This window comes from Flagellimonas myxillae, from assembly GCF_023502235.1.
In the GTDB taxonomy this organism is placed as follows: Bacteria; Bacteroidota; Bacteroidia; order Flavobacteriales; family Flavobacteriaceae; genus Flagellimonas; species Flagellimonas myxillae.
In genome coordinates this window covers 438,550-459,987 of record NZ_JAMFLY010000001.1, presented here as the reverse complement: position 1 = coordinate 459,987, position 21,438 = coordinate 438,550, and the positions used below count along the sequence as shown (strand labels likewise).

General features: G+C 43.0%; 21 protein-coding genes. 15 read left to right on the top strand and 6 right to left on the bottom strand.

The window, feature by feature from the left end:
- Window positions 1-57: 57 nt before the first annotated feature.
- From M3P07_RS02215 to M3P07_RS02190, 6 genes are all read left to right on the top strand, one after another.
- Window positions 58-924: an ATP-grasp fold amidoligase family protein gene (locus tag M3P07_RS02215; protein WP_249968263.1), complete on the top strand. Its 867-nt coding sequence runs from the start codon at window positions 58-60 to the stop codon at window positions 922-924.
- Window positions 925-933: 9 nt separating this feature from the next.
- Window positions 934-1,494, top strand: a complete 561-nt coding sequence (locus M3P07_RS02210) for an L-threonylcarbamoyladenylate synthase (protein ID WP_249968262.1) — start codon at window positions 934-936, stop codon at window positions 1,492-1,494.
- A gap of 1 nt (window position 1,495) precedes the next feature.
- Window positions 1,496-2,935: a CCA tRNA nucleotidyltransferase gene (locus tag M3P07_RS02205; protein WP_249968261.1), complete on the top strand. Its 1,440-nt coding sequence runs from the start codon at window positions 1,496-1,498 to the stop codon at window positions 2,933-2,935.
- Window positions 2,922-3,935, top strand: coding sequence for a COX15/CtaA family protein (locus M3P07_RS02200; RefSeq protein ID WP_249968260.1), 1,014 nt, complete (start codon window positions 2,922-2,924; stop codon window positions 3,933-3,935). The genes M3P07_RS02205 and M3P07_RS02200 overlap by 14 nt, the downstream gene beginning before the upstream one ends.
- Window positions 3,936-3,980: 45 nt before the next feature.
- Entirely contained in the window at window positions 3,981-4,475 is a 495-nt protein-coding gene (locus M3P07_RS02195; protein WP_249968259.1) for a plasmid pRiA4b ORF-3 family protein, read from the top strand.
- 112 nt (window positions 4,476-4,587) lie between these two features.
- On the top strand, window positions 4,588-5,646 hold the full coding sequence (locus M3P07_RS02190) for a nucleoid-associated protein (RefSeq protein WP_249968258.1): 1,059 nt from the start codon (window positions 4,588-4,590) through the stop codon (window positions 5,644-5,646).
- Here the strand turns inward: M3P07_RS02190 and M3P07_RS02185 are convergent, their stop codons facing one another.
- Both M3P07_RS02185 and M3P07_RS02180 read right to left on the bottom strand, forming a co-directional pair.
- Window positions 5,647-5,799, bottom strand: coding sequence for a hypothetical protein (locus M3P07_RS02185; protein WP_249968257.1), 153 nt, complete (start codon window positions 5,797-5,799; stop codon window positions 5,647-5,649).
- 14 nt (window positions 5,800-5,813) lie between these two features.
- The gene (locus tag M3P07_RS02180; protein ID WP_249968256.1) at window positions 5,814-6,884 is read right to left on the bottom strand and encodes a hypothetical protein; all 1,071 of its coding nucleotides are present in this window, start codon (window positions 6,882-6,884) and stop codon (window positions 5,814-5,816) included.
- A 74-nt stretch (window positions 6,885-6,958) separates the two neighbouring features.
- Between M3P07_RS02180 and M3P07_RS02175 the strand changes: the two genes are divergently transcribed.
- Genes M3P07_RS02175 through uvrB form a run of 5 tightly spaced genes read left to right on the top strand, consistent with a single transcriptional unit; the run spans window position 6,959 to window position 15,264 of the window.
- Window positions 6,959-7,855: an ABC transporter ATP-binding protein gene (locus tag M3P07_RS02175; RefSeq protein ID WP_249968255.1), complete on the top strand. Its 897-nt coding sequence runs from the start codon at window positions 6,959-6,961 to the stop codon at window positions 7,853-7,855.
- 11 nt (window positions 7,856-7,866) lie between these two features.
- Window positions 7,867-8,700 carry an ABC transporter permease gene (locus tag M3P07_RS02170; RefSeq protein ID WP_249968254.1) on the top strand — a complete coding sequence of 278 codons (834 nt, stop codon included), beginning with the start codon at window positions 7,867-7,869 and terminating at the stop codon, window positions 8,698-8,700.
- Window positions 8,701-8,728: 28 nt separating this feature from the next.
- Window positions 8,729-11,443 carry a T9SS type B sorting domain-containing protein gene (locus M3P07_RS02165; protein WP_249968253.1) on the top strand — a complete coding sequence of 905 codons (2,715 nt, stop codon included), beginning with the start codon at window positions 8,729-8,731 and terminating at the stop codon, window positions 11,441-11,443.
- A 49-nt stretch (window positions 11,444-11,492) separates the two neighbouring features.
- The gene (locus tag M3P07_RS02160) at window positions 11,493-13,229 is read left to right on the top strand and encodes a T9SS type B sorting domain-containing protein (RefSeq protein WP_249968252.1); all 1,737 of its coding nucleotides are present in this window, start codon (window positions 11,493-11,495) and stop codon (window positions 13,227-13,229) included.
- Window positions 13,230-13,275: 46 nt separating this feature from the next.
- Window positions 13,276-15,264, top strand: a complete 1,989-nt coding sequence (gene uvrB, locus M3P07_RS02155; RefSeq protein WP_249968251.1) for an excinuclease ABC subunit UvrB — start codon at window positions 13,276-13,278, stop codon at window positions 15,262-15,264.
- A gap of 124 nt (window positions 15,265-15,388) precedes the next feature.
- Here the strand turns inward: uvrB and M3P07_RS02150 are convergent, their stop codons facing one another.
- The 3 genes from M3P07_RS02150 to sucC all read right to left on the bottom strand — a co-directional run bounded on the left by M3P07_RS02150 (window position 15,389) and on the right by sucC (window position 17,701).
- Complete coding sequence (locus M3P07_RS02150; RefSeq protein ID WP_249968250.1) at window positions 15,389-15,814, bottom strand: Hsp20/alpha crystallin family protein; 426 nt, start codon at window positions 15,812-15,814, stop codon at window positions 15,389-15,391.
- Between the two features lie 116 nt (window positions 15,815-15,930).
- Window positions 15,931-16,332 (bottom strand): TerB family tellurite resistance protein, encoded by a 402-nt coding sequence (locus M3P07_RS02145; protein WP_249968249.1) that lies wholly within the window; start codon window positions 16,330-16,332, stop codon window positions 15,931-15,933.
- 175 nt (window positions 16,333-16,507) lie between these two features.
- Window positions 16,508-17,701 (bottom strand): ADP-forming succinate--CoA ligase subunit beta, encoded by a 1,194-nt coding sequence (gene sucC / locus M3P07_RS02140; RefSeq protein WP_249968248.1) that lies wholly within the window; start codon window positions 17,699-17,701, stop codon window positions 16,508-16,510.
- Between the two features lie 81 nt (window positions 17,702-17,782).
- Between sucC and M3P07_RS02135 the strand changes: the two genes are divergently transcribed.
- The gene (locus M3P07_RS02135; RefSeq protein ID WP_249968247.1) at window positions 17,783-18,157 is read left to right on the top strand and encodes a hypothetical protein; all 375 of its coding nucleotides are present in this window, start codon (window positions 17,783-17,785) and stop codon (window positions 18,155-18,157) included.
- A 183-nt stretch (window positions 18,158-18,340) separates the two neighbouring features.
- Here M3P07_RS02135 and M3P07_RS02130 read toward each other — a convergent pair whose 3' ends face one another.
- The gene (locus M3P07_RS02130; RefSeq protein WP_249968246.1) at window positions 18,341-18,979 is read right to left on the bottom strand and encodes an LON peptidase substrate-binding domain-containing protein; all 639 of its coding nucleotides are present in this window, start codon (window positions 18,977-18,979) and stop codon (window positions 18,341-18,343) included.
- A gap of 164 nt (window positions 18,980-19,143) precedes the next feature.
- Here M3P07_RS02130 and lysA point away from each other — a divergent pair, with 164 nt between their 5' ends.
- The 3 genes from lysA (at window position 19,144) to M3P07_RS02115 (ending at window position 21,398) form a co-directional block, all read left to right on the top strand.
- Window positions 19,144-20,382 carry a diaminopimelate decarboxylase gene (gene lysA / locus M3P07_RS02125; RefSeq protein ID WP_249968245.1) on the top strand — a complete coding sequence of 413 codons (1,239 nt, stop codon included), beginning with the start codon at window positions 19,144-19,146 and terminating at the stop codon, window positions 20,380-20,382.
- 5 nt (window positions 20,383-20,387) lie between these two features.
- A complete protein-coding gene (locus tag M3P07_RS02120) occupies window positions 20,388-20,801 on the top strand; it encodes a DUF3995 domain-containing protein (RefSeq protein ID WP_249968244.1) in 414 nt (137 codons plus the stop codon).
- A 69-nt stretch (window positions 20,802-20,870) separates the two neighbouring features.
- Window positions 20,871-21,398 carry a thioredoxin family protein gene (locus M3P07_RS02115; protein WP_249969432.1) on the top strand — a complete coding sequence of 176 codons (528 nt, stop codon included), beginning with the start codon at window positions 20,871-20,873 and terminating at the stop codon, window positions 21,396-21,398.
- Window positions 21,399-21,438 lie beyond the last annotated feature (40 nt).

Below are 21,438 nucleotides of genomic sequence, written 5' to 3'. Positions count from 1 at the left end.
CTTGCATTAATTTTAGCCTCAATGCTAAGGAAAATTGTACTCGGTCTCCTCAAAAAAATGAAGTTTTTGCCCCCTTCATTTTATGTTAAAGTATATTACGAATACTACACGGGCAAGAAACTAAACCTTCAAAATCCTGTGGAATTCAATGAAAAGATACAGTGGTTAAAGGTCTATTACAAAAATCCCATTCTTAACCAATTGGTCGATAAGTATGAAGTGAGGTCCTTCGTAGAAAAAAAAATAGGCGCACAGTACTTAAACAAGTTAATTGGAGTTTATTACAAAGCGTCTGAGGTAAATATTGACAGTCTCCCGAATAGTTTTGTGATCAAAGGAGCCCATGGGTATAACTTCAATTTGATTGTAAAAGATAAATCATCCTTAAACCGGTTAAAGGCATCATACCTCTTTAGAAAATGGCTTTCAAGAAACCAATATTACAGGGGCGGACTCGAATGGGCCTACAAGGACGTACGTCCTAAATTGGTGGCGGAAGAATTTTTGTCCGAATTGGACAAAGAGGGAATTGACGATTTTAAGTTCTTTTGTTTTGGAGGAAACCCCAAGGTTGTTCAACTGGATGTTGACCGCGGCGTTAACCATCGAAGATGTTATTACAATACCCAATGGGAACAAATCCCCATCACTCGTAAAGGGTTTAAACCCATGGACCACCAAGTGGAACCACCCAAGAATTTTGAGAAAATGCTTGACATTTGCAGAACACTTTCTAAGGATTTTCCATTTGTTCGGGTAGATCTATATAACTTGGACGGCCGGATTCTGTTTGGGGAAATGACTTTTTATCCAGGAGATGGTAGAAATGATTTTTACCCTGATGAGTACAACAAAATTTTGGGCGACTATATGGTACTTCCAACCATTCCAAAAAATCAAAAGTACATTACCGGGTTTGCTTAAAAGCACGCAATGAAAGAGGAAATAAACAAAGCCAAAGAAATATTAAAAAGTGGAGGTCTTATCCTCTACCCTACCGATACCGTTTGGGGCATTGGTTGCGATGCCACAAATCCCAAGGCGGTAAAAAAGGTATATGCCCTAAAACAACGGGAAGACAGTAAAGCCTTAATTTGCCTTGTGGCGCATCAAGCCATGTTGGAAAGGCACGTAAAGGAGGTCCCCGATGCCGCTTATGACATTATGGATCTAGCAACAAAACCAACCACGATAATCTTTGATCATCCTGTAGGTATTGCCCACAATCTTATAGCCTCGGATGACTCCATTGCGTTTCGTGTGGCCTCCGACAAATTCTGCCAATACCTGCTCAATAAGTTTGGTAAACCTATTGTCTCCACCTCAGCCAACATTTCAGGTTTTCCAACACCAAAATCTTTCAAGGACATTTCCCCAGAAATTTTAAAAGGAGTGGACTATGTGGTAAATTTGCCGGACGAAAACAAAGACCCTTCACCTTCATCCATTATCAAATTAAGCAACGATGGACTGGTCAAGGTAATCCGGGAGTAGCATGACGCAAGAATTCCATAAAAAAGCCATTGAACATCCTATTTTTAAGCTTATTGGCGAAACTTCGCAGGAAATAGGGATGGATGCCTATGTCATTGGCGGTTTTGTTAGGGATTATATATTACAAAGAGGAACTCCCAAGGATATTGATATTGTTGCCGTTGGAAGCGGAATTGAACTCGCAAAAAAGGTGGCCGAAAAGTTAAAAGGAAAACCACAAGTATCGGTTTTTAAGAACTTTGGAACAGCGATGATAAAGTATCATGAGCTAGAGTTGGAGTTTGTCGGCGCCCGAAGGGAAAGCTACGATAGAAACAGTAGAAAACCCCACGTGGAAGACGGAACCCTGGAGGATGACCAAAATCGTAGGGACTTTACGATTAACGCAATGGCCCTTTCCTTGGGCTCAGATAATTTTGGGCAAATGGTAGATCCTTTCAACGGATTGGAGGATCTAAGAAAAAAGACCATTCGAACCCCACTTGAACCAGGAATCACTTATTCTGACGACCCACTTCGGATGATGCGGGCGATCAGGTTCGCCACCCAACTAAATTTTGAAATTGAGCTAAAATCCCTTCAGGCCATTACTGACAATAGGGAACGAATCAAAATCATTTCGAAGGAAAGGATTGTGGATGAACTGCATAAAATTCTTCTAAGCGAAAAACCCTCAATTGGTTTTGCATTGATGCACCAAACTGGGTTGCTCCCTATCATTTTACCCGAACTTACTGCTCTTCAGGGCATCGAAGAGATTGAAGGACAACGGCATAAGGACAATTTTTGGCACACCCTTGAGGTCGTCGACAATATCGCATTGACCACAGACAATCTTTGGCTACGTTGGGCCGCTTTGCTCCACGATATTGGCAAAGCCCCAACCAAGCGATTCCACAAGAAAATTGGCTGGACCTTCCACGGACATGAGTTTGTGGGTTCCAAAATGGTGTACAAACTGTTTAAACGCCTTCGAATGCCCTTGAACGACAAGATGAAATTCGTGCAAAAGATGGTATTGATGAGCTCTAGGCCCATCATCCTATCTGAAGATCACGTAACCGATTCAGCCGTTCGACGATTGGTTTTTGATGCCGGAGAGTTTGTGGACGACCTCATGACCTTGTGCGAAGCGGATATCACCACCAAAAATCCAAGGAAACAGAAAAGATACCGGAGCAACTTCCAAATTGTGCGTCAGAAAATTGTGGAGGTTGAGGAACGCGACCATGTCCGAAATTTTCAGCCCCCAGTTTCCGGTGAGGAAATCATGAAAGTATTCAACCTAAAACCTTCCAAAGAAATCGGAATCATTAAAGATGCGATCAAGGAAGCCATCTTGGAGGGCGAAATCCCCAACGAATACAAAGCCGCCTATGCATTTATGTTGGAAAAAGGGAAGCAATTGAATTTAACACCCATTGTGGATGAAAAAGAATAGGTACGTCATTTATTGGCTATTGACAGGTTGTGCCCTGATTTTTATCATGGTAGTGGTTGGCGGAATCACCCGATTGACCCATTCTGGGCTTTCCATTTCAGATTACAACCTTATAAGCGGGACTCTTCCCCCGATGAACCAGCAGGAATGGCAAGAGGCCTTCGATCTGTACAAACAGTATCCGGAATACCAAAAATTGAACTACCACTTCACCCTTGAGGATTTTAAGAGTATTTATTTCTGGGAATGGTTGCACCGGGTTATCGGGAGATTTATTGGGGTTGTTTTTATCCTCCCATTCCTGTTTTTTTTGTTGACCAAAAGACTGGATCGCAGCACCATCAAAAAATGCCTTATCCTGTTATTTCTTGGTGGATTCCAAGGATTTTTGGGTTGGTACATGGTTAAAAGTGGATTGGTGGATAGGCCGGATGTATCCCACTATCGCTTGGCGGCCCATTTAACCACCGCATTTTTAACCTTTGCTTATAGCCTTTGGGTAGCTTTGGACCTGCGCTATCCAACCAAAATGGAAATCCAGAAATCTATCCGGAATTTGGTTCGTGTAGCCTTGGCAGTTTTGGTCATTCAAATTATTTGGGGGGCCTTTGTAGCTGGCTTGGATGCTGGATTTATACACAACCATTGGCCGTTGATGAGCGATGGCAAGCTAATTCACGAAACGGTGTATATAGAACAACAGCCCTTCATCAAAAACCTTTATGAAGGTAAAAGTGGGGTTCAATTTGTACATCGATACCTCGCTTATGTAGTGGTCGCCCTAGTAATTGGGATTTGGTACAGAACCAAAAACCTAAAATTGACCCAACTGCAGCAAAAGGGTGTCCATGGCTTGCTCGCTTTAGTGGGAATTCAATTTTTATTGGGGGTACTCACCCTGATTTTGGCGGTACCGTTGTGGCTGGGAATCCTGCATCAAGTGGGCGCATTTTTCCTTTTGGCAGCAATGACGTTTACCTTGCACCGATTCTCCAAATAAAACACTATTTATCGTAACTTTGACCCCACTTTAATTTTTTGCTGAATGATTTACAAGATCAGGATTATTCTTGATGCGGAGGAAGATATTTTTAGGGATTTGGAAATCGAGGCATCCAACTCCTTGGAGGAATTTCACAATGCCATTACCCAGGCATTTGGTTTTGGAGGAAGCGAAATGGCCTCGTTTTATACCTGCGATTCCGAATGGAACCAGGACGAGGAAATTGCCTTGTTCGATATGAGCGAAACGGGTTCCGATGTCCGGTTGATGAACGAAACCACTGTGGAGGACGTGCTTGGGGAAGACAATCCGAAAATGATCTACGTGTATGACTTTTTGAGCATGTGGACCTTTTTTGTGGAGCTGGCCGATATTGTGGAAAAAGAAGATGGGAGAAGTTACCCTAACCTGTTGTTCACTTTTGGCGAACTACCGGATTCACCTCCGGAAAAAAAGTTTGAATCCAAGCCCACCATGGATTTCGATGACACTTTTGAAAGCTATGACGATTTAGACTTTGACGAAAATTGGAATTGATAAAGTTCAATTTACAATGATCAATTACCAATGATCAATAGCCTATATGCTCCATTGACAACCAATAACAAATTACTGACATCTGATTACTGATTACTGATAAACCCAAAAAATGCTAAACCTATATCCCGCCCAAATTGAAAGTGTGTCCCTGCACCGTGTTGGAAACAAAAGCAAAAACGAATCTATCTTCTTGTCCGCCGAGCCCTTCAGCTTAAATGATGAAATGTCTGGGTTGCTAAAGGAGTATTTCTTTAAACCCTTTCGCGAAAAAGAAGAAAACTATTTCCGTTTTGACAATGAGGTAGATGTGGAGTTTAACGAAATCTACAAGGCAGTTGGGGAAATTTTTGAAGATTCTTCCAAGATCCATTTGTTGTCGCAAAAGATAACCACCCATTTGTTCGAACAATCCAACCATCCCCATATTAAAAGTGGTGAGGTCTATGTGGTTCATTTTTCGGATATGGTCTTGGACAATCAAAAAGTGGATGCTGTTGGGATTTTCAAAAGTGAACTAAAGCACGATTTCCTTCAATTTAAGGAAGATGGACAAAATCTTGAGATCTTGATCAAGCAAGGAATCAACATCAACAAATTGGACAAAGGGTGCATTGTCTTCGATGTGGACAAGGAAGAAGGTTTTAAGGTGCTATCCGTAGACAGTAATAGGTACGATGCCAAATACTGGTTGGACAACTTTTTGGGTCTATCCGCGCTCACTGATGAGAACTTCTATACCAAGAACTACCTTAAATTCTGTCAGAACTTTGCCAAGGATGTGGTGCTACCTGCAGAGGACAAACAGCAAGAGGTGCTTTTCATGAACCGGGCGGTAAACCACTTTGCCAAAAATGATGCTTTCGAAGAAACTTCCTTTCTCAATGAGGTGATGGAAAATCCTGAGCTGATTCCGGAATTCAAGCACTATAAAGTGGAAAAAGGGCCTAAATACAGCATTGAGGACGTTTCCAATTTTGACATTGCCAACAAGGCTGTTTCCGATGCTCGAAAAAAAATAAAGAATGTTATCAATCTCGACACCAACATTCAGATTAAAATGGATTTCATCAATCCCGAATCCGCAGAGAAGTTTGTGGAAAAAGGTTGGGACGAGGAACGGCAGATGTACTATTATTTAGTGTACTTCAACAAGGAGCAGAAAAGTTAGTTATAACCGAAGTTCAAGTTCAAACTCAAAGTCCAAAGGTATAGGTCTTAGATTTTGGGTATTGCTAACCAACTGCTTTAACACTAACTCCACAGTTACTTCTTCCAACAATCGAACAATCCAATAATCCAACAGACAACCAGCATCCAGCATCTGACCTCTGTTATTTAGCTATCAAAAATCTGCCGCATGTTCACGTCCTGATAGTTCCGTTTAACAAAATCTAAGGCCAGGGCCAACACCTCCCCCATTTTAGTACATTTTTTAAAGTTAATGTCCTTGGCCAGTTCGTAGATTTCCAATTTTAGCTTTGTGATATTTTCGTCAAGGGATATTTCGTCAATTACACAAGCATCCAATAATCGTTTTATCCGATCCCCAGAACTCAATATTCGCTTGGCTACTATAGATCGTTCCTCAATCTTATACTGGTCCACTGAATACTTTTGCAGCTTGGTCCGAACCAGTTCCACCATTTGAAAATTTTCCTTGAAAAATTGGGGTCTGTACACTTTTAATTTCCCCTCAAAACACTGTTGGTCAAAATCAATGGCCCTGATTTTATACACCACATGGTCAAAATCGTGAACAGGCACAATCACGTAGTTGTAGGATCGCATATCGCCCAAAAGCCTGATCATACAGCGCTCATTGAACTTTACAAATTCCTTGGCCAATTGGGCCTTCTCAGCTTCCGTGCACTTGGGCAACATGTCCTCGATAAAAACGTCTCCGGGAATTCCTGCGATATGTTCTTCGATCAAGGTATCGCCATAGACCAAAAAATTTAGGTTGTAAGGAGACAACATGTGTTCCAGCTCCAATCCGTACACCCGCGAAGCATCCGTTTTTTTTACATAGAAATAGGTGTAATTGTCATTTAGAATATTCCGGACCTTTATACGAAAGGGTTTTGAATTCCCAAAAGTGCAATAATCCACCGCATCAACATTGAGATAATCCAAAATCCGATTACTTCCATCCGAATGTAAAATGGAATAGACCTTCTTCAAACTCATGTCTATCTCCTCACGATCAAAATCGGAATAATACACCCTAACCCAGAGCGTGTCTTCCCCTTCATTATCATACACCACTACCGATCCTGCAAAACGCAACAGGTCTTCGTAAAAAATGGGAATCTCGATCTTACGGCTATACCGATGTAAGTACCCATCCAATTTTTCGTTGACCGGGTAGGCCGGCTTTTTCTTGGACATCAATTTTTCTTCGGACATTCTTTCCCTATTTTGTAACAAAATTGGCTATACCTCGTCAAGTTACTATAAACTAATCAAAAAACGATTCCGTCTTGGAAACAATACTGACCGTACAAAATCTGACCAAGAAATTTGGTTTTCTCACTGCCGTCAATGATTTGTCCTTTACCATTGAAAAAGGCAATGTTTATGGCATTCTGGGGCCTAATGGAAGTGGAAAGTCCACCACCTTGGGCATTATCCTTAATGTGGTAAACCGCACTTCGGGCAATTTTAGCTGGTTCGATGGGAACATGTCAACCCACGAAGCCCTAAAGAAGGTCGGGGCCATAATTGAGCGCCCTAACTTTTATCCCTATATGACCGCTATCCAAAATCTCAAATTGGTTTGCAAAATTAAAGAGGTACCCGAAAGCAAGATTCAGGAAAAATTGGAATTGGTAGGACTTTGGGACCGCAAAGACAGTAAGTTCCGCACCTATTCTTTAGGTATGAAACAGCGTCTGGCCATTGCCTCCGCGCTCTTGAACGACCCGGAAATCCTGATTTTGGATGAACCCACCAACGGACTAGATCCCCAAGGAATTCATCAAATACGGCAAATCATCAAGAAAATTGCCGGCAAGGGGACTACCATTCTTTTGGCCTCCCACTTATTGGACGAGGTGGAAAAAGTATGCTCACATGTAGTGATTCTTAGAAAGGGCCAAAAACTGTATTCCGGACCGGTGGATGGTATGTTGGCCAGTCATGGTTTCTTCGAATTGCGCACTACGGATTTGGAAAAACTTCATGAATTATTGGAGAAGAACGCAAGTTTTGGAAAAATCACAAGGGAAAATGGTACGCTTACGGCCTTTCTAAAAGAAGAAATGCAGGCTGAAGAACTCAACAAATTTCTCTACGAAAAGGGCATTGTGCTGTCCCACCTGGTAAAACGCAAGGAAAGTCTTGAGGAACAATTCTTGACATTGACCAAAAACAACTAATCAAAAAACGAATGGTACGCTTACTACAAATAGAATTCATCAAACTTTGGAACAACAGGGCCAGTAAAATACTGATTACCTCCTATTTTGTGCTGTTGACATCCATTGCTCTTATTGCAGCCATAAAATTTGATATTGGCCCGGTAAAATTTCACTTGGCAGACCAAGGGATTTTCAACTTTCCGTATATCTGGCATTTCAACACCTTTGTTACTGCTATTTTTAAGCTCTTTTTGGCCATTGTCATTGTTTCCATGATGGCCAATGAATACAGCAATAAGACCATCAAACAAAACTTGATCGACGGACTTTCCAAAAAGGAGTTTATTGCATCCAAATTCCTGACAGTCATATCATTTTCACTGGTTTCCACGGTCTTTGTATTTGCCGTATCCATGATTTTGGGACTGATTTATTCGGACTATAACGAACTGTCGATTATTTTCTCTGATTTGGAGTTTGTATTGGCATTCTTCTTTAAACTGGTTGGATTCTTTTCCTTCTGTCTGTTTTTGGGGATTTTCGTAAAACGTTCTGCATTTGCCTTAGGTTTCCTGATCTTATGGGTGATTTTGGAGCAAATCATATTTGGAGTCCTCGGATGGAAATTTACAACTTGGGAAGTCGCACAAAGCATTAAGAACTTCTTTCCCTTGGAGTCCATGCAGAACCTTATCAAGGAACCATTTACCCGACTATCCGCGGTGCAGAACATTGGGCAGCAGATTGGGGAGAACATGGACTTTGATTACCAAGTGTATTGGTACGAATTCCTCGTAGTTATCTTTTGGACCGTTCTTTTTGTCTATTTATCATACGCATTATTGAAAAAGCGGGATTTATAGTATCTTGTCAGGTACTGTTATCCGTTGAATGCTATATAGATACCTAAAAGTTTTGCTATTCTTTATGGGTTCCTTGGCAACCTATGCCCAAGGGGAGACCTCCAATTGGTTTTTTGGTAACGGGGCGGGAATAACCTTTAACAACGATGGTACGGTGTCTTCATTATCTGGGGGCCGCATCAACACTTTTGAAGGTTGTGCTTCCATTTCGGATGGTATCGGTAATCTCTTGCTATATACCGACGGGATTACCGTTTATGACCGTACCCATAACGTAATGCAAGGAGGCAGTGGGTTGTATGGCGACCCCTCCAGTACGCAATCTGCCATTGTGGTGCAAAAACCCCAAGACCCGAACATCCTTTATATTTTCACGGTGGATACCTCAACTTTTGAAGGTGACCCAGATCGCGGTCTTAGCTATTCTGTAGTGGACATGACCTTAAATGGTGGCAATGGCGGTATCACCCAAAGAAACGTCAATCTTTTATCCGATTGCTCAGAAAAAATAACGGCCGTGATAAAAAACTGCTCCGAAGAATCCATATGGGTAGTGACCTTGGGATCCCAGGATGGCAGCGAAGGACCTTTCAATACCTACCACGCCTTTGAGGTTAGCACGGCAGGAGTCAATACCACTTCCGTTAAATCGACCTTTCCAGGCCTGGAGATTCTAGATCCAAGGGGATATCTCAAATTCTCTGCAGATGGAAAGAAGTTGGCCAGTGCCAATATGGCCTTTGGACTTCAGTTGTACGACTTTGACAATACCACCGGGATGGTATCCAACCAATCACAGGTTCCGATTACCGCGCCCAACAAGGTGCCATATGGTCTAGAGTTTTCACCCAACCAAAGGTTTTTATATGTCCATACCTCCAACAATCAACCTGCTATAGACGAAACGGGCCATTCTTCCTCTTTGCTGCAATTTGACCTAACAGCTCCAAATGTAGCTGCCTCAGAAATAGAGATTGACAGAAGACCCATATACAGAGGCGCTCTACAGTTGGCTCAAAACGGAAAAATATATCGGACCATAGCAGAAAACTACGTACGCGGCACCTCGTATTTGGGTGTTATTGAAAGCCCCAATGAGCTTGGAGACGCCGCCAATTACAACCACAATGCAGTTTTCTTGGGCTCCGGAAGTGCCACTCAGGGCCTTCCTCCCTTTATCCAATCGTATTTTGATCGCGTGGCCATCATTAAAAACAGCGATGGTACAGAAAGTACTTCCGGGGAAATTTGTCAAGGTGAGGAGTTTTCGTTTGAGGCTGATGTAATTCCCAACGCAACCTACGAATGGGAAAAAGATGGCAACCCCATCGCCAATACCGGTAATACTCTGACCATTAGCAATGCAGACCTAACGGATGCTGGAAGATATAGCCTTAGCATCGTTCCCAATGACGCAAGTGAATGTCCCATAGTTGGCGAGGCCTTTATTGCCGTAAATCCTTTGCCCCAAACACCAGTTTTGAACCTTGTGCAATGCGATGTGGTCTTGAACGGACCAGCAGATGGTTTAACGGCCTTCAATTTGGAAGAAGCCATTGTGGATGATGCTTATTCGTATTCATTTTACGAAACCTTATCCGATCTCAACGCTGGAAATGCAATATCTAACCCTATAGGGTTTCTCAATACAACACCGTTTAACCAGACCATTTATTACGAAATTGTTGATTCCAACGGATGTGCCAATTCCGGGGAGTTGCAACTGGAAATCCAGACGGTTGTCTTGGACCCCAGCGATGAAAAGACGTTTTATGAATGTGAAGTAGACCCGGAAGACACTTTGCTTGCAGGAATGTTCAATTTGGACCAAATCCGCGCCTTGGAATATCCCAATGACGATATGGCGTTTTACGCTACGGTTGATGATGCCATCCTTGAACAAAACCCTATTTCGGGCAACTATTTATCAGAAGCAACCACCATCTTTGCCCGTTTGGAGAGTGGGAATGAATGCCAAGATATTGACTGGCTTAACCTGGTGGTCAACCCTACCCCCCGCTTAATTTTTGAAGAAGAGATTTTATGGTGCACAGATGGACCTCCTTTACCCATACGGGCCCCGGACGGATTTGACAGCTATCAATGGTTTCGAAAACAAGGGTCTAATCTGGAACCCATCAGTACGCAACAAGATATAACTATCGCTTCCTTGGGCACCTATTCCTTGGAGGTTGGTTACCACTATTCCACAAATGCCGGGGTTTTTGAGTGTTATAATGCTGTGGATTTTGAAGTTCTTCCTTCGAACAAGGCTTTTATAGAAGATATTGACGTCACCGACCTAGCCGACAACAATATGGTGGAGGTATTAGTTTCCGGAGATGGGGATTATGAATTTTCTTTGGATGGCATCAACTATCAAGATTCGGCATTGTTTGAGAATGTTGATCCTGGGTTTTTGACCCTTAGTGTCCGGGACAAAAATGGTTGCGGGATCACCAAGCAAAAAACCACGGTTATTGGCTATCCAAAATTTTTCACTCCCAACGGGGACAATATCAACGATACTTGGCAACTCATCGGAATCAATGAAGAATACCAAGCCAATAGTCTGATTTCCATATACAACCGGTATGGAAAACTAATGGCGTTGATTAGCCCAAAGACCAACGGTTGGAACGGTACTTTCAACAACAATGAATTACCGGCTTCCGATTATTGGTTTAAAGTGAATTTGGAGGATGAAAGGATTTATAGAGGGCATTTCACCCTAAAACGATAAACCCGTGATGTTGGTAAAAAGACTAACTTAACGGGATAATTGCTATTGAATGTTAAAAAAATTGCTGTTTGGTCTTGTTTTTGGCTGCTCCGTCTATGGAATCGGTCAGGAATGCCCTAACCTGTTGAGTCCTGTCAATGGGGCTACGGGCGTTGCCGTCGATGCCGCTATCACATGGGCCGCTTCGGACGGTGTGCCCGGATACAGGATCAGATTGGGCACCACACCCGGTGGAAGTGAGATCACGGATAGTTCCGTGGGCAGCGCTACTACCTATACCCCCCCCTTGGGGCTACCAGCAAACACAACCATTTATGTGACCATAATCTTGGATTTTTTATTTCAAGGGGGAGATGATATTGTTTGTAGCAGTCAATCCTTTACCACCGAAAATGTTACCACCGTTCCAGATTGCGTCTCCTTCCGTACTCCTGTGGACGGCAGTACAGATGTTAGCGTTTTTTCCAATATTTCCTGGTTTTATGCTCCCAGGGCCACCGGCTATACAGTTTCCATGGGTACAGGACCCGGTTTAACGGATATTGTTGCCCCCACAGATGTTGGGAATACACTGCTGTTCAACCCTCCTGGGGAGTTACCGGCAAGTACGGTGATCTACACAACGGTGACACCCTATAATGGCGTAGGAAATGCCATGGGTTGTTCAGAAATTAGCTTTACAACCGGTATTTTGGCCCCACTTCCGGGTTGCACCACCATGGTAACACCATTTAATGGTGAGGTCAATGTACCCTTGACCCCATTTTTGGAATGGCTTCCCGTTCCCGGGGCAACGGGATATCGCGTTACAATTGGTACCACGCCCGACGGTACCGATATTTTGGATAATACCGCTTTCAATACCAATTCAACTTTTGTACTCAATTTTGAACCGAACAAGACATTTTTTATAACCATAGTTCCTTTCAATACGGCAGGGGAAGCCATCGGTTGCGGACAAGAAAGTTTTTCGACACTCTTGGGCTGCGGGCCTTACCTGGATCCAAGAACTGGGGATTTTGTCACCTTCAGCCCAGAAGTGAATTTTCCAGCGACGCTTTCATTTTGCGAGAATGATTCCCCAAAAACAGTTACCGCCCCAGATATTGCTGATGGGTACCGGTGGTTTCAAATTGACGATTTTGACAATGAGGTGATGATTTCCAATTCCAACGAGGTAACGCTCAGCGAAAATGGACGCTATCGGTATATGGCCTACAACATCATTTCCCAGTCCGGAGCCATCCTTGAATGTCCAAACTCAACGGTTTTTGAAGTTGTTTCGTCAGAGATTGCAACTATCGATGGGGTGTCGGCGGTGGATACCGCCTTGGGATTTGATGTAACCGTGAGTGCATCCGGAGGCGGGGATTACGAATATGCCATTGACGACCCCAACGGCCCGTTCCAAGACAGCAACCGATTCAATGCGGTTCCTCCAGGAAGCCATGTTTTCTATGTACGGGACAAAAATGGCTGTGGTACCGTAAGCGAACCGTTTGAACAGGATTTAACGGTGGAAGGATTTCCCAAATTCTTTACTCCAAATGGAGACAACATCAATGATTTTTGGCAATTTATCCAACCAGTCGAAGGAGGTCAGATTGTACTTCGGGATATTCGTATTTTTGATAGGTTTGGAAGGCTGCTTTCCGTGATAACCCAAAATTCGTTGGGTTGGGACGGAAATTATGGCGGGAGACCCCTTCCGGCAGGAGAATATTGGTTCTCTGCCATTGATGATTTAAATCGGGAAGTAAAGGGGCATTTTTCATTGAAAAGATAGCGCCGCGATTCTTCCCATTCCCCCTTGCCTTTAGTATTTTTACAGCATGAAGTTTCAAGTCGTATCCGAATTTGATCCCACCGGGGATCAGCCCGAGGCCATTCAGCAATTGGTAACCGGAATTGAAGAGGGAGAGCCCCATCAAACCCTATTGGGAGTAACGGGTTCGGGTAAGACCTTTACGGTTGCCAACGTGGTGGAGCGGGTGCAACGACCTACCTTGGTCCTCGCCCATAATAAGACCTTGGCGGCCCAATTGTATTCAGAGTTCAAGCAGTTTTTTCCGAATAACGCGGTGGAATACTTCGTATCGTATTACGATTATTACCAACCGGAAGCCTATATCCCAACCAGTGGGCTTTATATAGAAAAGGACCTTAGCATCAATGAGGATATTGAAAAATTGCGATTGAGCGCCACATCATCCTTGCTCTCTGGCCGAAGGGACGTTCTTGTGGTGGCTTCGGTTTCATGCCTGTATGGAATTGGTAATCCGGTGGAGTTTCAGAAAAACGTGATTTCCATACATAGGGACCAAGTCATCTCCAGGACCAAATTCTTAAAGCAACTTGTTCAAAGTCTTTATTCCAGGACTACCGCAGATTTCAGAAACGGGAATTTTAGGGTTAAAGGGGATGTTGTGGACGTGTTCCCCGGATATGCCGACCATGCTTTCCGAATTCATTTTTTTGGGGATGAAATTGAGGAAATCGAGGCTTTGGACCCTTTTAACAACAAGGTGATTGAGATCTACGACTCCCTGAACATTTATCCGGCCAATATGTTCGTGACGTCACCGGATATACTTCAAAATGCCATCCGTTTGATCCAGGATGATTTGGTAAAACAACTGGATTATTTCAAGGAAATAGGAAGACCCTTGGAAGCAAAACGCTTGGAGGAACGTACCAATTTTGATTTGGAAATGATTCGGGAACTTGGGTATTGCTCCGGAATTGAAAACTATTCGAGGTATTTGGATGGCAGGGAGCCCGGCACCAGGCCTTTCTGCTTGTTGGACTATTTTCCTGATGATTATTTGATGATTATTGATGAAAGCCATGTAACCATTCCACAGGTGCATGCCATGTACGGGGGCGACCGTTCCCGAAAAGAGAATCTTGTGGATTATGGGTTTCGCCTTCCGGCTGCACTTGACAACAGGCCCCTAAAGTTTGAAGAGTTTGAAGCCCTGCAGAACCAGGCAATCTATGTAAGTGCAACCCCTGCCGACTATGAGCTCCAATTGAGTCAAGGTGTATATGTGGAGCAAGTGATCAGACCTACAGGCTTATTGGACCCCATTATTGAGGTAAAGCCCAGTATGAACCAAATAGATGATCTGGTGGAGGAAATCCAACAAAGGGTGGAACTGGACGAACGTACGTTGGTGACGACGCTGACCAAGCGCATGGCAGAAGAATTGGCTAAATATCTTGCACGTATCGATGTACGTTGTCGATACATCCACAGCGATGTGGATACCTTGGAACGAGTGGAAATCATGCAAGATTTACGAAAAGGGCTTTTTGATGTGTTGATCGGGGTGAATTTGTTGCGGGAAGGATTGGATCTCCCCGAAGTGTCCTTGGTCGCAATCCTAGATGCAGATAAAGAGGGGTTTCTGCGCAGCAACCGATCTCTGACCCAAACCGTTGGAAGAGCCGCCCGTAACCTTAACGGAAAAGCTATTATGTATGCGGATACCATTACGGAGAGCATGCAAAAAACTATTGATGAGACCAATTACCGCCGGGAGAAACAAATAGAATACAACCGGGAGAACAATATTACTCCCAAGGCCCTTAACAAAAATCTGGATAACGCGCTGGCCAAAAATTCAGTTTCGACATACCATTTCCAGAAAGAGGAGTTACGTGCCGCAGAACCCGATTTGGAATATTTGACCCAAGATCAAAAAGAAAAGTTGATTCGGGAAAAGCGAAAAGCTATGGAGAAAGCTGCCAAGGAGCTCAACTTTATGGAAGCTGCCAAGCTTAGGGATGAGATAAAAACACTGCAGGAACAGGACTAAAAGAAAGCGCGCCCCTGCGTAGAAGTGCAGGAACGCGCCAACAAACTAACCAACTAAACCAATCCTGCCTGATAGGCAGGCATCATGAAACACCAAAGTTGGTGTTCTCAAAAATTTTTTTTCCTTATCCAATAGAAATCGAACGCTTGGGTGCAGGCAAAGCCTCCTCCTTTTTCGGCAAGGTCAAGCGAAGGATACCATCCTCATATTTTGCGTCGATTTTGGTACCGTCAACAGTTTCTGGAAGGGTAAATGCCCTTTGAAATGAGGAATAAGCAAATTCCCTACGGGTATAATTGCCTATGTCTTCCTTGTTTTCAGACTTTACTTCGTTGGAAATGGTGAGTATATCGTTATCCACCTCCACTTTAAAGTCCTCTTTTTTTCCTCCGGGAACCGCAAGTTCCAACTCAAATCCCTCAACATTGTCTTTTATGTTTACAGCGGGAAGATTGGAATTCCAGTTTTCCGTTCCCCCAAACCAATCAGGTTTTAGAAAGTCATTCATTAGGGAAGGAAAAAACAGATTATTTCTTTTTACTATACTCATGGTGATTCAATTTTTTATTAAACTTCTAAATCACCTTAGCATAGTCAAATGCTATACCAACAGTATTTATATGTCATTTTGACATTTTATTAACAAATTACACTGTCAATATGTCGCTAGTTGTAATGCGCCTTGAAGATATTGATGAGCACATCTACGGGAACCACCTTGTTGGGATATTGATACATGATCTCCAGAACCTGTCCGATTGCAGAAGGTGGAAGACCCATAGCCAGACCAATGTTGTGAAGGGTCCTAATTTCTTTCTGATGCTGCTCTTGGTCAATGTTCATAAGCAAAAGCAGTCTGTGGAACTGTACTATCCGCTCAGCTTGCGACTTTAGAATCACCTTTTTGGTTTTCTCGTTGAGCAGACCATCGAAGGTTTTTTTATCGATGCCCAAATGGGATGCCACCCCAAGTAAAAACTGGTACTCGGAATCCTTCAAAGAATAATCTACCCGTGCAAAGGCAATCATCTCCGAAAGAATACTCAGTTTCTCTTGGTAGGTTCCCATGGTTTCGATTTAAGGGTTGGTCCCTAGTAGATAACTGTCAAACCCATGGTTTTAGTGCCTATATCCCTTAAATTAACTATGTTAAAATGGATTTGTCAACTTTAATATCCAAAGGGTACAAAAAAAGGGCATCGTTACAAACGACACCCTTTAGGTATACTTTATAGAAAGGATATTACCCTAATACTTCCTTTACTTTATCAGCAGCTTCTTGAAACTGCACAGCTGAATGAACCGCCAAACCGGAGTTATCGATAATTTCCTTGGCCAACTCGGCATTGGTACCTTGAAGTCTTACAATAATCGGCACCTTAATGGCATCGCCCATGTTCTTGTAAGCATCCACAACGCCTTGCGCCACTCTATCACAACGTACGATTCCACCGAAAATATTGATCAGAATTGCTTTTACATTGGGGTCTTTCAAGATAATCCGGAAAGCTTCCTCTACCCTTTTGGCATCGGCAGTTCCTCCAACATCCAAAAAGTTGGCGGGCTCTCCCCCTGCCATTTTGATCAAATCCATAGTCGCCATAGCCAATCCAGCACCGTTTACCATACAGCCAACGTTGCCATCCAAATCCACATAATTCAATCCAACCTCGCGTGCTTCCACCTCAATAGGGTTCTCTTCCCTAAGGTCTCGCATCTCGGCATATGTTTTTCTACGATATAGGGCATTGTCGTCAATAGAAACCTTGGCATCCACTGCCATGATTTTATCGTCGGATGTTTTCAACACCGGATTGATCTCGAACAAACTTGCATCACTTTCTTGGTAAGCTCTGTACAACGCGGAAACAAATTTGACCATATCCTTGAATGCCGCTCCGGAGAGTCCAAGGTTGAAAGCAATTTTTCGGGCTTGGAAAGGCATCAAACCAACCGCTGGATCAATTTCTTCAGTAAATATGAGGTGAGGGGTCTTTTCGGCTACTTCCTCAATATCCATCCCACCTTCCGTGGAGTACATGATCATATTTCTTCCCGATCCCCTGTTCAAAAGAACGGACATATAGAATTCGCTGGTCTCGCTATCCCCTGGATAGTAAACATCCTCGGCAATCAATACCTGATGTACCTTTTTCCCTTCAGCAGAAGTCTGTGGGGTTATCAGGTTCATTCCAATGATGTCCCCTGCCAATTCCTCGACCTCTTTAAGGTTTTTGGCCAGTTTTACACCCCCGCCTTTACCTCTACCTCCTGCATGTACCTGCGCCTTGATCACGTGCCATCCCGTTCCGGTTTCCTGTGTGAGTTGCTTGGCAGCATCCACCGCCTCCTTTGCATTGCGGGCAACGATACCACGTTGTATTCTTACGCCGAAGCTGGCTAAAATTTCTTTCCCTTGATATTCGTGAAGATTCATCTGTGAATTGACTTTGATTTGCGGACAAAAATAGAAAACACCATCGACAAATTGAAGGCTAAAAAGAATTAAAACAGCCAAATGTTGGCGCAGCTGTATTTATGTGTCGTATTTGGGGCTCATGGAAGGGGTTGGATGTTGGGTGCTGGATGCTGGATGCTGGATGCTGGATGCTGGAAGTTTAGGATTTGGAAATTGGGTATTGGTTATTGGTTATTGGTTATTGGTTATTGGTTATTGAAAGTTGAAAATGGAAAATGGAAAATGGAAAGTCGAATGCTAGGTGATAGGTGTTGGACGCTTGATGTTGGTGGCTGGATATTTGGAATTTGGGATTTGGGATTTGGGATTTGGAAATTGGGTATTGGTTATTGGTTATTGGTTATTGGTTATTGGTTATTGAAAGTTGAAAATGGAAAATGGAAAATGGAAAGTGGAAAGTCGAATGCTGGGTGATAGGTGTTGGACGCTTGATGTTGGTGGCTGGATATTTGGAATTTGGAATTTGGGATTTGGGATTTGGGATTTGGAAATTGGTTATTGGTTATTGGTTATTGAAAATTGAAAATTGAAAATGGAATGTTGGATGTTGGATGCTAGATGCTTGGAATTTGGATATTGGAATTTGGAGCTTGTGTCTTAAGTCTTAAAGTTCTTGAAGTCCAAGGGGTCAAAGTTTTTGAAATGCCCGTTCATCTCGATAAGGGACTTGGTCCTATTCACTTCTTCGAGTACGGTTATTGTTGAGTCCAAATGTTCCCTGATAAACATAAGCCGGTCTATTTCCTTTGAGATTTGAAGCAACTCGTACTCCTGTTCAAAAGAGAGGCCCATTTTGTGCGCCAAGGAAAAGCTGTTAAACTGTTTTGACGCCACTTTTGTGAACGGAACCTCCATCAAATTATAGAGGGATTCGAGCTTGGACAACACCTCTTCCCTCAATGCTTTATCCGTGCCGTATTCCATATCCAAAAACTCGACCTCACCCCCTGCATACAACTTCCCTTCCAGTTGCTGCTCAAAGGTCAATACCCTAAAAACCTGCCTAGCAACACAAACCACATCCATTTCCCCATTGTCATAGGTGGTAACCACCTCTACGAGCTGCACCTCGGTGCCAAAGGCAATGGAATTGTCTATAAAAACAGGAATCCCAAAAGTCACCGCTTCCTTACGGCAATCATTGATCAATTGTTTATAACGTTCCTCAAATATGTGCAGCGGTACGGTTTCACCCGGAAAAAAGACCGACTGCAAGGGAAAAAGGGGTAATTTCATGCTGCGAATTTGTATTAAATGTACAATGTGGAGGGTAAAGCCGCAAGCCCTTTTTTTAATATGTGTTATTTTTCAAACAAAATGTTATATTTATTTGATTTAGACTTATATTCTTGGTCAACTATTCCGCAACCCATAGATTTGTTTGAAAGACTAATTTGAATATGAACGCCCAGAATTTACTCAAGATCGCTCGGCAACATGGTGCACCCGTTTATGTATATGATGCCGAAAAAATTGAATCGCAATACCAACGACTGACCAATGCCTTTAAGGGTGTGGGAAGCCTTCGATTGAACTATGCCGCCAAGGCCCTTTCGAATATTTCCATCCTTAGGTTACTGAACAACCTCGGCAGCGGACTTGATACGGTTTCCATCCAAGAAGTTAAATTGGGACTGATGGCCGGTTTCAAACCTGAATCCATCATCTTCACTCCTAACGGCGTGTCCTTGGAAGAAATAGAGGAGGCCTCTGCCCTTGGCGTACAAATTAATATAGACAACCTTTCCATTCTGGAACAATTTGGCAGCAAGCACCCAGATGTGCCTGTTTGCATCCGAATTAACCCACACGTGATGGCAGGTGGGAATTCCAAAATATCGGTGGGACATATCGATTCGAAGTTCGGCATCAGCATCCACCAGATTCCACATTTGTTGCGCATTGTGGATCTCACCAAAATGAATATCAACGGAATCCACATGCATACGGGAAGTGATATTTTGGATATTGACGTGTTCCTATACGCCTCCGAGATTCTTTTCGAGACCGCAAAAAACTTTAAAAATTTGGAGTTTATCGATTTTGGAAGCGGATTTAAGGTCCCTTATAAAGCTGGGGATATTGAAACCAATATTGAGGAGCTGGGCAAAAAATTGACCACCCGTTTCAATCAATTTTGCGAAGAATATGGCAAGGAACTCACATTGGCCTTTGAACCTGGAAAATTTTTGGTTAGTGAGGCTGGGTACTTCCTAGCCAAGGTAAATGTGGTTAAGCAGACCACATCTACCGTTTTTGCCAGTGTGGATTCTGGATTCAATCATTTGATTAGACCCATGTTATATGGTTCCGCGCACGAAATCAGTAATATTTCCAACCCAAAGGGTAAGGAGCGCTATTATTCCGTAGTTGGCTATATTTGTGAAACAGACACTTTTGGCAGCAATCGAAGAATCAATGAAATCTCGGAAGGGGACATTCTTTGCTTCAAAAATGCCGGAGCCTATTGTTTTACCATGTCCAGCAATTACAACTCACGTTTTAGACCCGCAGAGGTGCTTTGGCACAAGGGGAAAGCCCATTTGATCAGGGAGCGTGAGACTTTTGATGATATCCTAAGAAATCAAGTGGATATCAAGGACTTGTTCGAAACCCCAAAAGCTGAAGTCCTCAAATAAAATCTATGGATGTTTTGGCCATAATGTTGTCCGTTGTTCTTATTTCCTTAGCGGTTTTACATTTTTATTGGTCAATATTTGGAATCAAAGATCCCGCTGCCGTGCTTCCCACGCAAATAGAGAGCAAAACGGTAAAAACCCCGGGTAAAATTATGGCTGTGTTCGTGGGAGTAATTTTGCTGGGCTTTGCTTTTGTTTATATCAACAAAGTTATTGGCTATATAAGTCACCCTTGGTTACGGTATGTTTCAATAGGTATCGCTCTCGTATTTATTATTAGGGCGTTTGGCGACTTTAAGTATGTTGGGTTTTTTAAAACAGCCAAAAACAGTAAATTTTCAATCCTAGATACGAAGTATTATTCCCCTTTATGCCTTCTAATGGGGGTGCTCATCCTACTGCTGGAAACATTTGGTTAACACTATTTTGGCATAATTTTCGTTAGTTTTGTTACGGTCGCAAGACCAAACCCAAAAAAATTAGGAATGATGCGTGTTGTTTTCACCTACTTAACCCGGACTTTCTTGCTTCTCTCGTTATTGTTTGGATTTCAATCCCATGCCCAAAATGTAAAATGGATCAGTTGGGACGAGGCCGTGCAATTGTCCCAGACCGATGCGCAACCCAAGAAGATATTTGTTGATGTTTACACCGATTGGTGCGGTTGGTGCAAAAAAATGGATAAGGATACCTTCCAAAACCCTGAGGTTGCCGCCTATATGGCCGATAATTTTTATATGGTAAAGTTGGATGCCGAAGGCAAAGACCCTATTGAATTCAAGGGGAACACCTTTAAGTATGTTCCATCTGGCAGGCGCGGATACCATGAATTTGCCGCAGCATTGCTTCAAGGAAAAATGAGCTATCCTACCGTAGTATTTTTAGATGAAAAGCTAAATATGCTTTCCCCGGTACCCGGCTACCAAAAGGCAAAGCCTTTTCTTCAAATCGCCCGTTACTTTGGTGATGACATCTACAAGGACAAGGACTGGCAAGCTTATGCCGGGACCAAATAAATCCTGAAAAACCCTAGTTTTTAGTCCGGAATTACCAGAA

What these genes read in the sequence shown, in the direction of transcription:
- M3P07_RS02215 (WP_249968263.1), top strand. Translation starts at nt 58, where the DNA reads ATGAAGTTTTTGCCCCCTTCATTTTATGTTAAAGTATATTACGAATAC.
- M3P07_RS02210 (WP_249968262.1), top strand. Translation starts at nt 934, where the DNA reads ATGAAAGAGGAAATAAACAAAGCCAAAGAAATATTAAAAAGTGGAGGT.
- M3P07_RS02205 (WP_249968261.1), top strand. Translation starts at nt 1,496, where the DNA reads ATGACGCAAGAATTCCATAAAAAAGCCATTGAACATCCTATTTTTAAG.
- M3P07_RS02200 (WP_249968260.1), top strand. Translation starts at nt 2,922, where the DNA reads ATGAAAAAGAATAGGTACGTCATTTATTGGCTATTGACAGGTTGTGCC.
- M3P07_RS02195 (WP_249968259.1), top strand. Translation starts at nt 3,981, where the DNA reads ATGATTTACAAGATCAGGATTATTCTTGATGCGGAGGAAGATATTTTT.
- M3P07_RS02190 (WP_249968258.1), top strand. Translation starts at nt 4,588, where the DNA reads ATGCTAAACCTATATCCCGCCCAAATTGAAAGTGTGTCCCTGCACCGT.
- M3P07_RS02185 (WP_249968257.1), bottom strand. Translation starts at nt 5,799, where the DNA reads ATGCTGGATGCTGGTTGTCTGTTGGATTATTGGATTGTTCGATTGTTG.
- M3P07_RS02180 (WP_249968256.1), bottom strand. Translation starts at nt 6,884, where the DNA reads ATGTCCGAAGAAAAATTGATGTCCAAGAAAAAGCCGGCCTACCCGGTC.
- M3P07_RS02170 (WP_249968254.1), top strand. Translation starts at nt 7,867, where the DNA reads ATGGTACGCTTACTACAAATAGAATTCATCAAACTTTGGAACAACAGG.
- M3P07_RS02165 (WP_249968253.1), top strand. Translation starts at nt 8,729, where the DNA reads ATGCTATATAGATACCTAAAAGTTTTGCTATTCTTTATGGGTTCCTTG.
- M3P07_RS02160 (WP_249968252.1), top strand. Translation starts at nt 11,493, where the DNA reads ATGTTAAAAAAATTGCTGTTTGGTCTTGTTTTTGGCTGCTCCGTCTAT.
- uvrB (WP_249968251.1), top strand. Translation starts at nt 13,276, where the DNA reads ATGAAGTTTCAAGTCGTATCCGAATTTGATCCCACCGGGGATCAGCCC.
- M3P07_RS02150 (WP_249968250.1), bottom strand. Translation starts at nt 15,814, where the DNA reads ATGAGTATAGTAAAAAGAAATAATCTGTTTTTTCCTTCCCTAATGAAT.
- M3P07_RS02145 (WP_249968249.1), bottom strand. Translation starts at nt 16,332, where the DNA reads ATGGGAACCTACCAAGAGAAACTGAGTATTCTTTCGGAGATGATTGCC.
- sucC (WP_249968248.1), bottom strand. Translation starts at nt 17,701, where the DNA reads ATGAATCTTCACGAATATCAAGGGAAAGAAATTTTAGCCAGCTTCGGC.
- M3P07_RS02135 (WP_249968247.1), top strand. Translation starts at nt 17,783, where the DNA reads ATGTTGGCGCAGCTGTATTTATGTGTCGTATTTGGGGCTCATGGAAGG.
- M3P07_RS02130 (WP_249968246.1), bottom strand. Translation starts at nt 18,979, where the DNA reads ATGAAATTACCCCTTTTTCCCTTGCAGTCGGTCTTTTTTCCGGGTGAA.
- lysA (WP_249968245.1), top strand. Translation starts at nt 19,144, where the DNA reads ATGAACGCCCAGAATTTACTCAAGATCGCTCGGCAACATGGTGCACCC.
- M3P07_RS02120 (WP_249968244.1), top strand. Translation starts at nt 20,388, where the DNA reads ATGGATGTTTTGGCCATAATGTTGTCCGTTGTTCTTATTTCCTTAGCG.
- M3P07_RS02115 (WP_249969432.1), top strand. Translation starts at nt 20,871, where the DNA reads ATGCGTGTTGTTTTCACCTACTTAACCCGGACTTTCTTGCTTCTCTCG.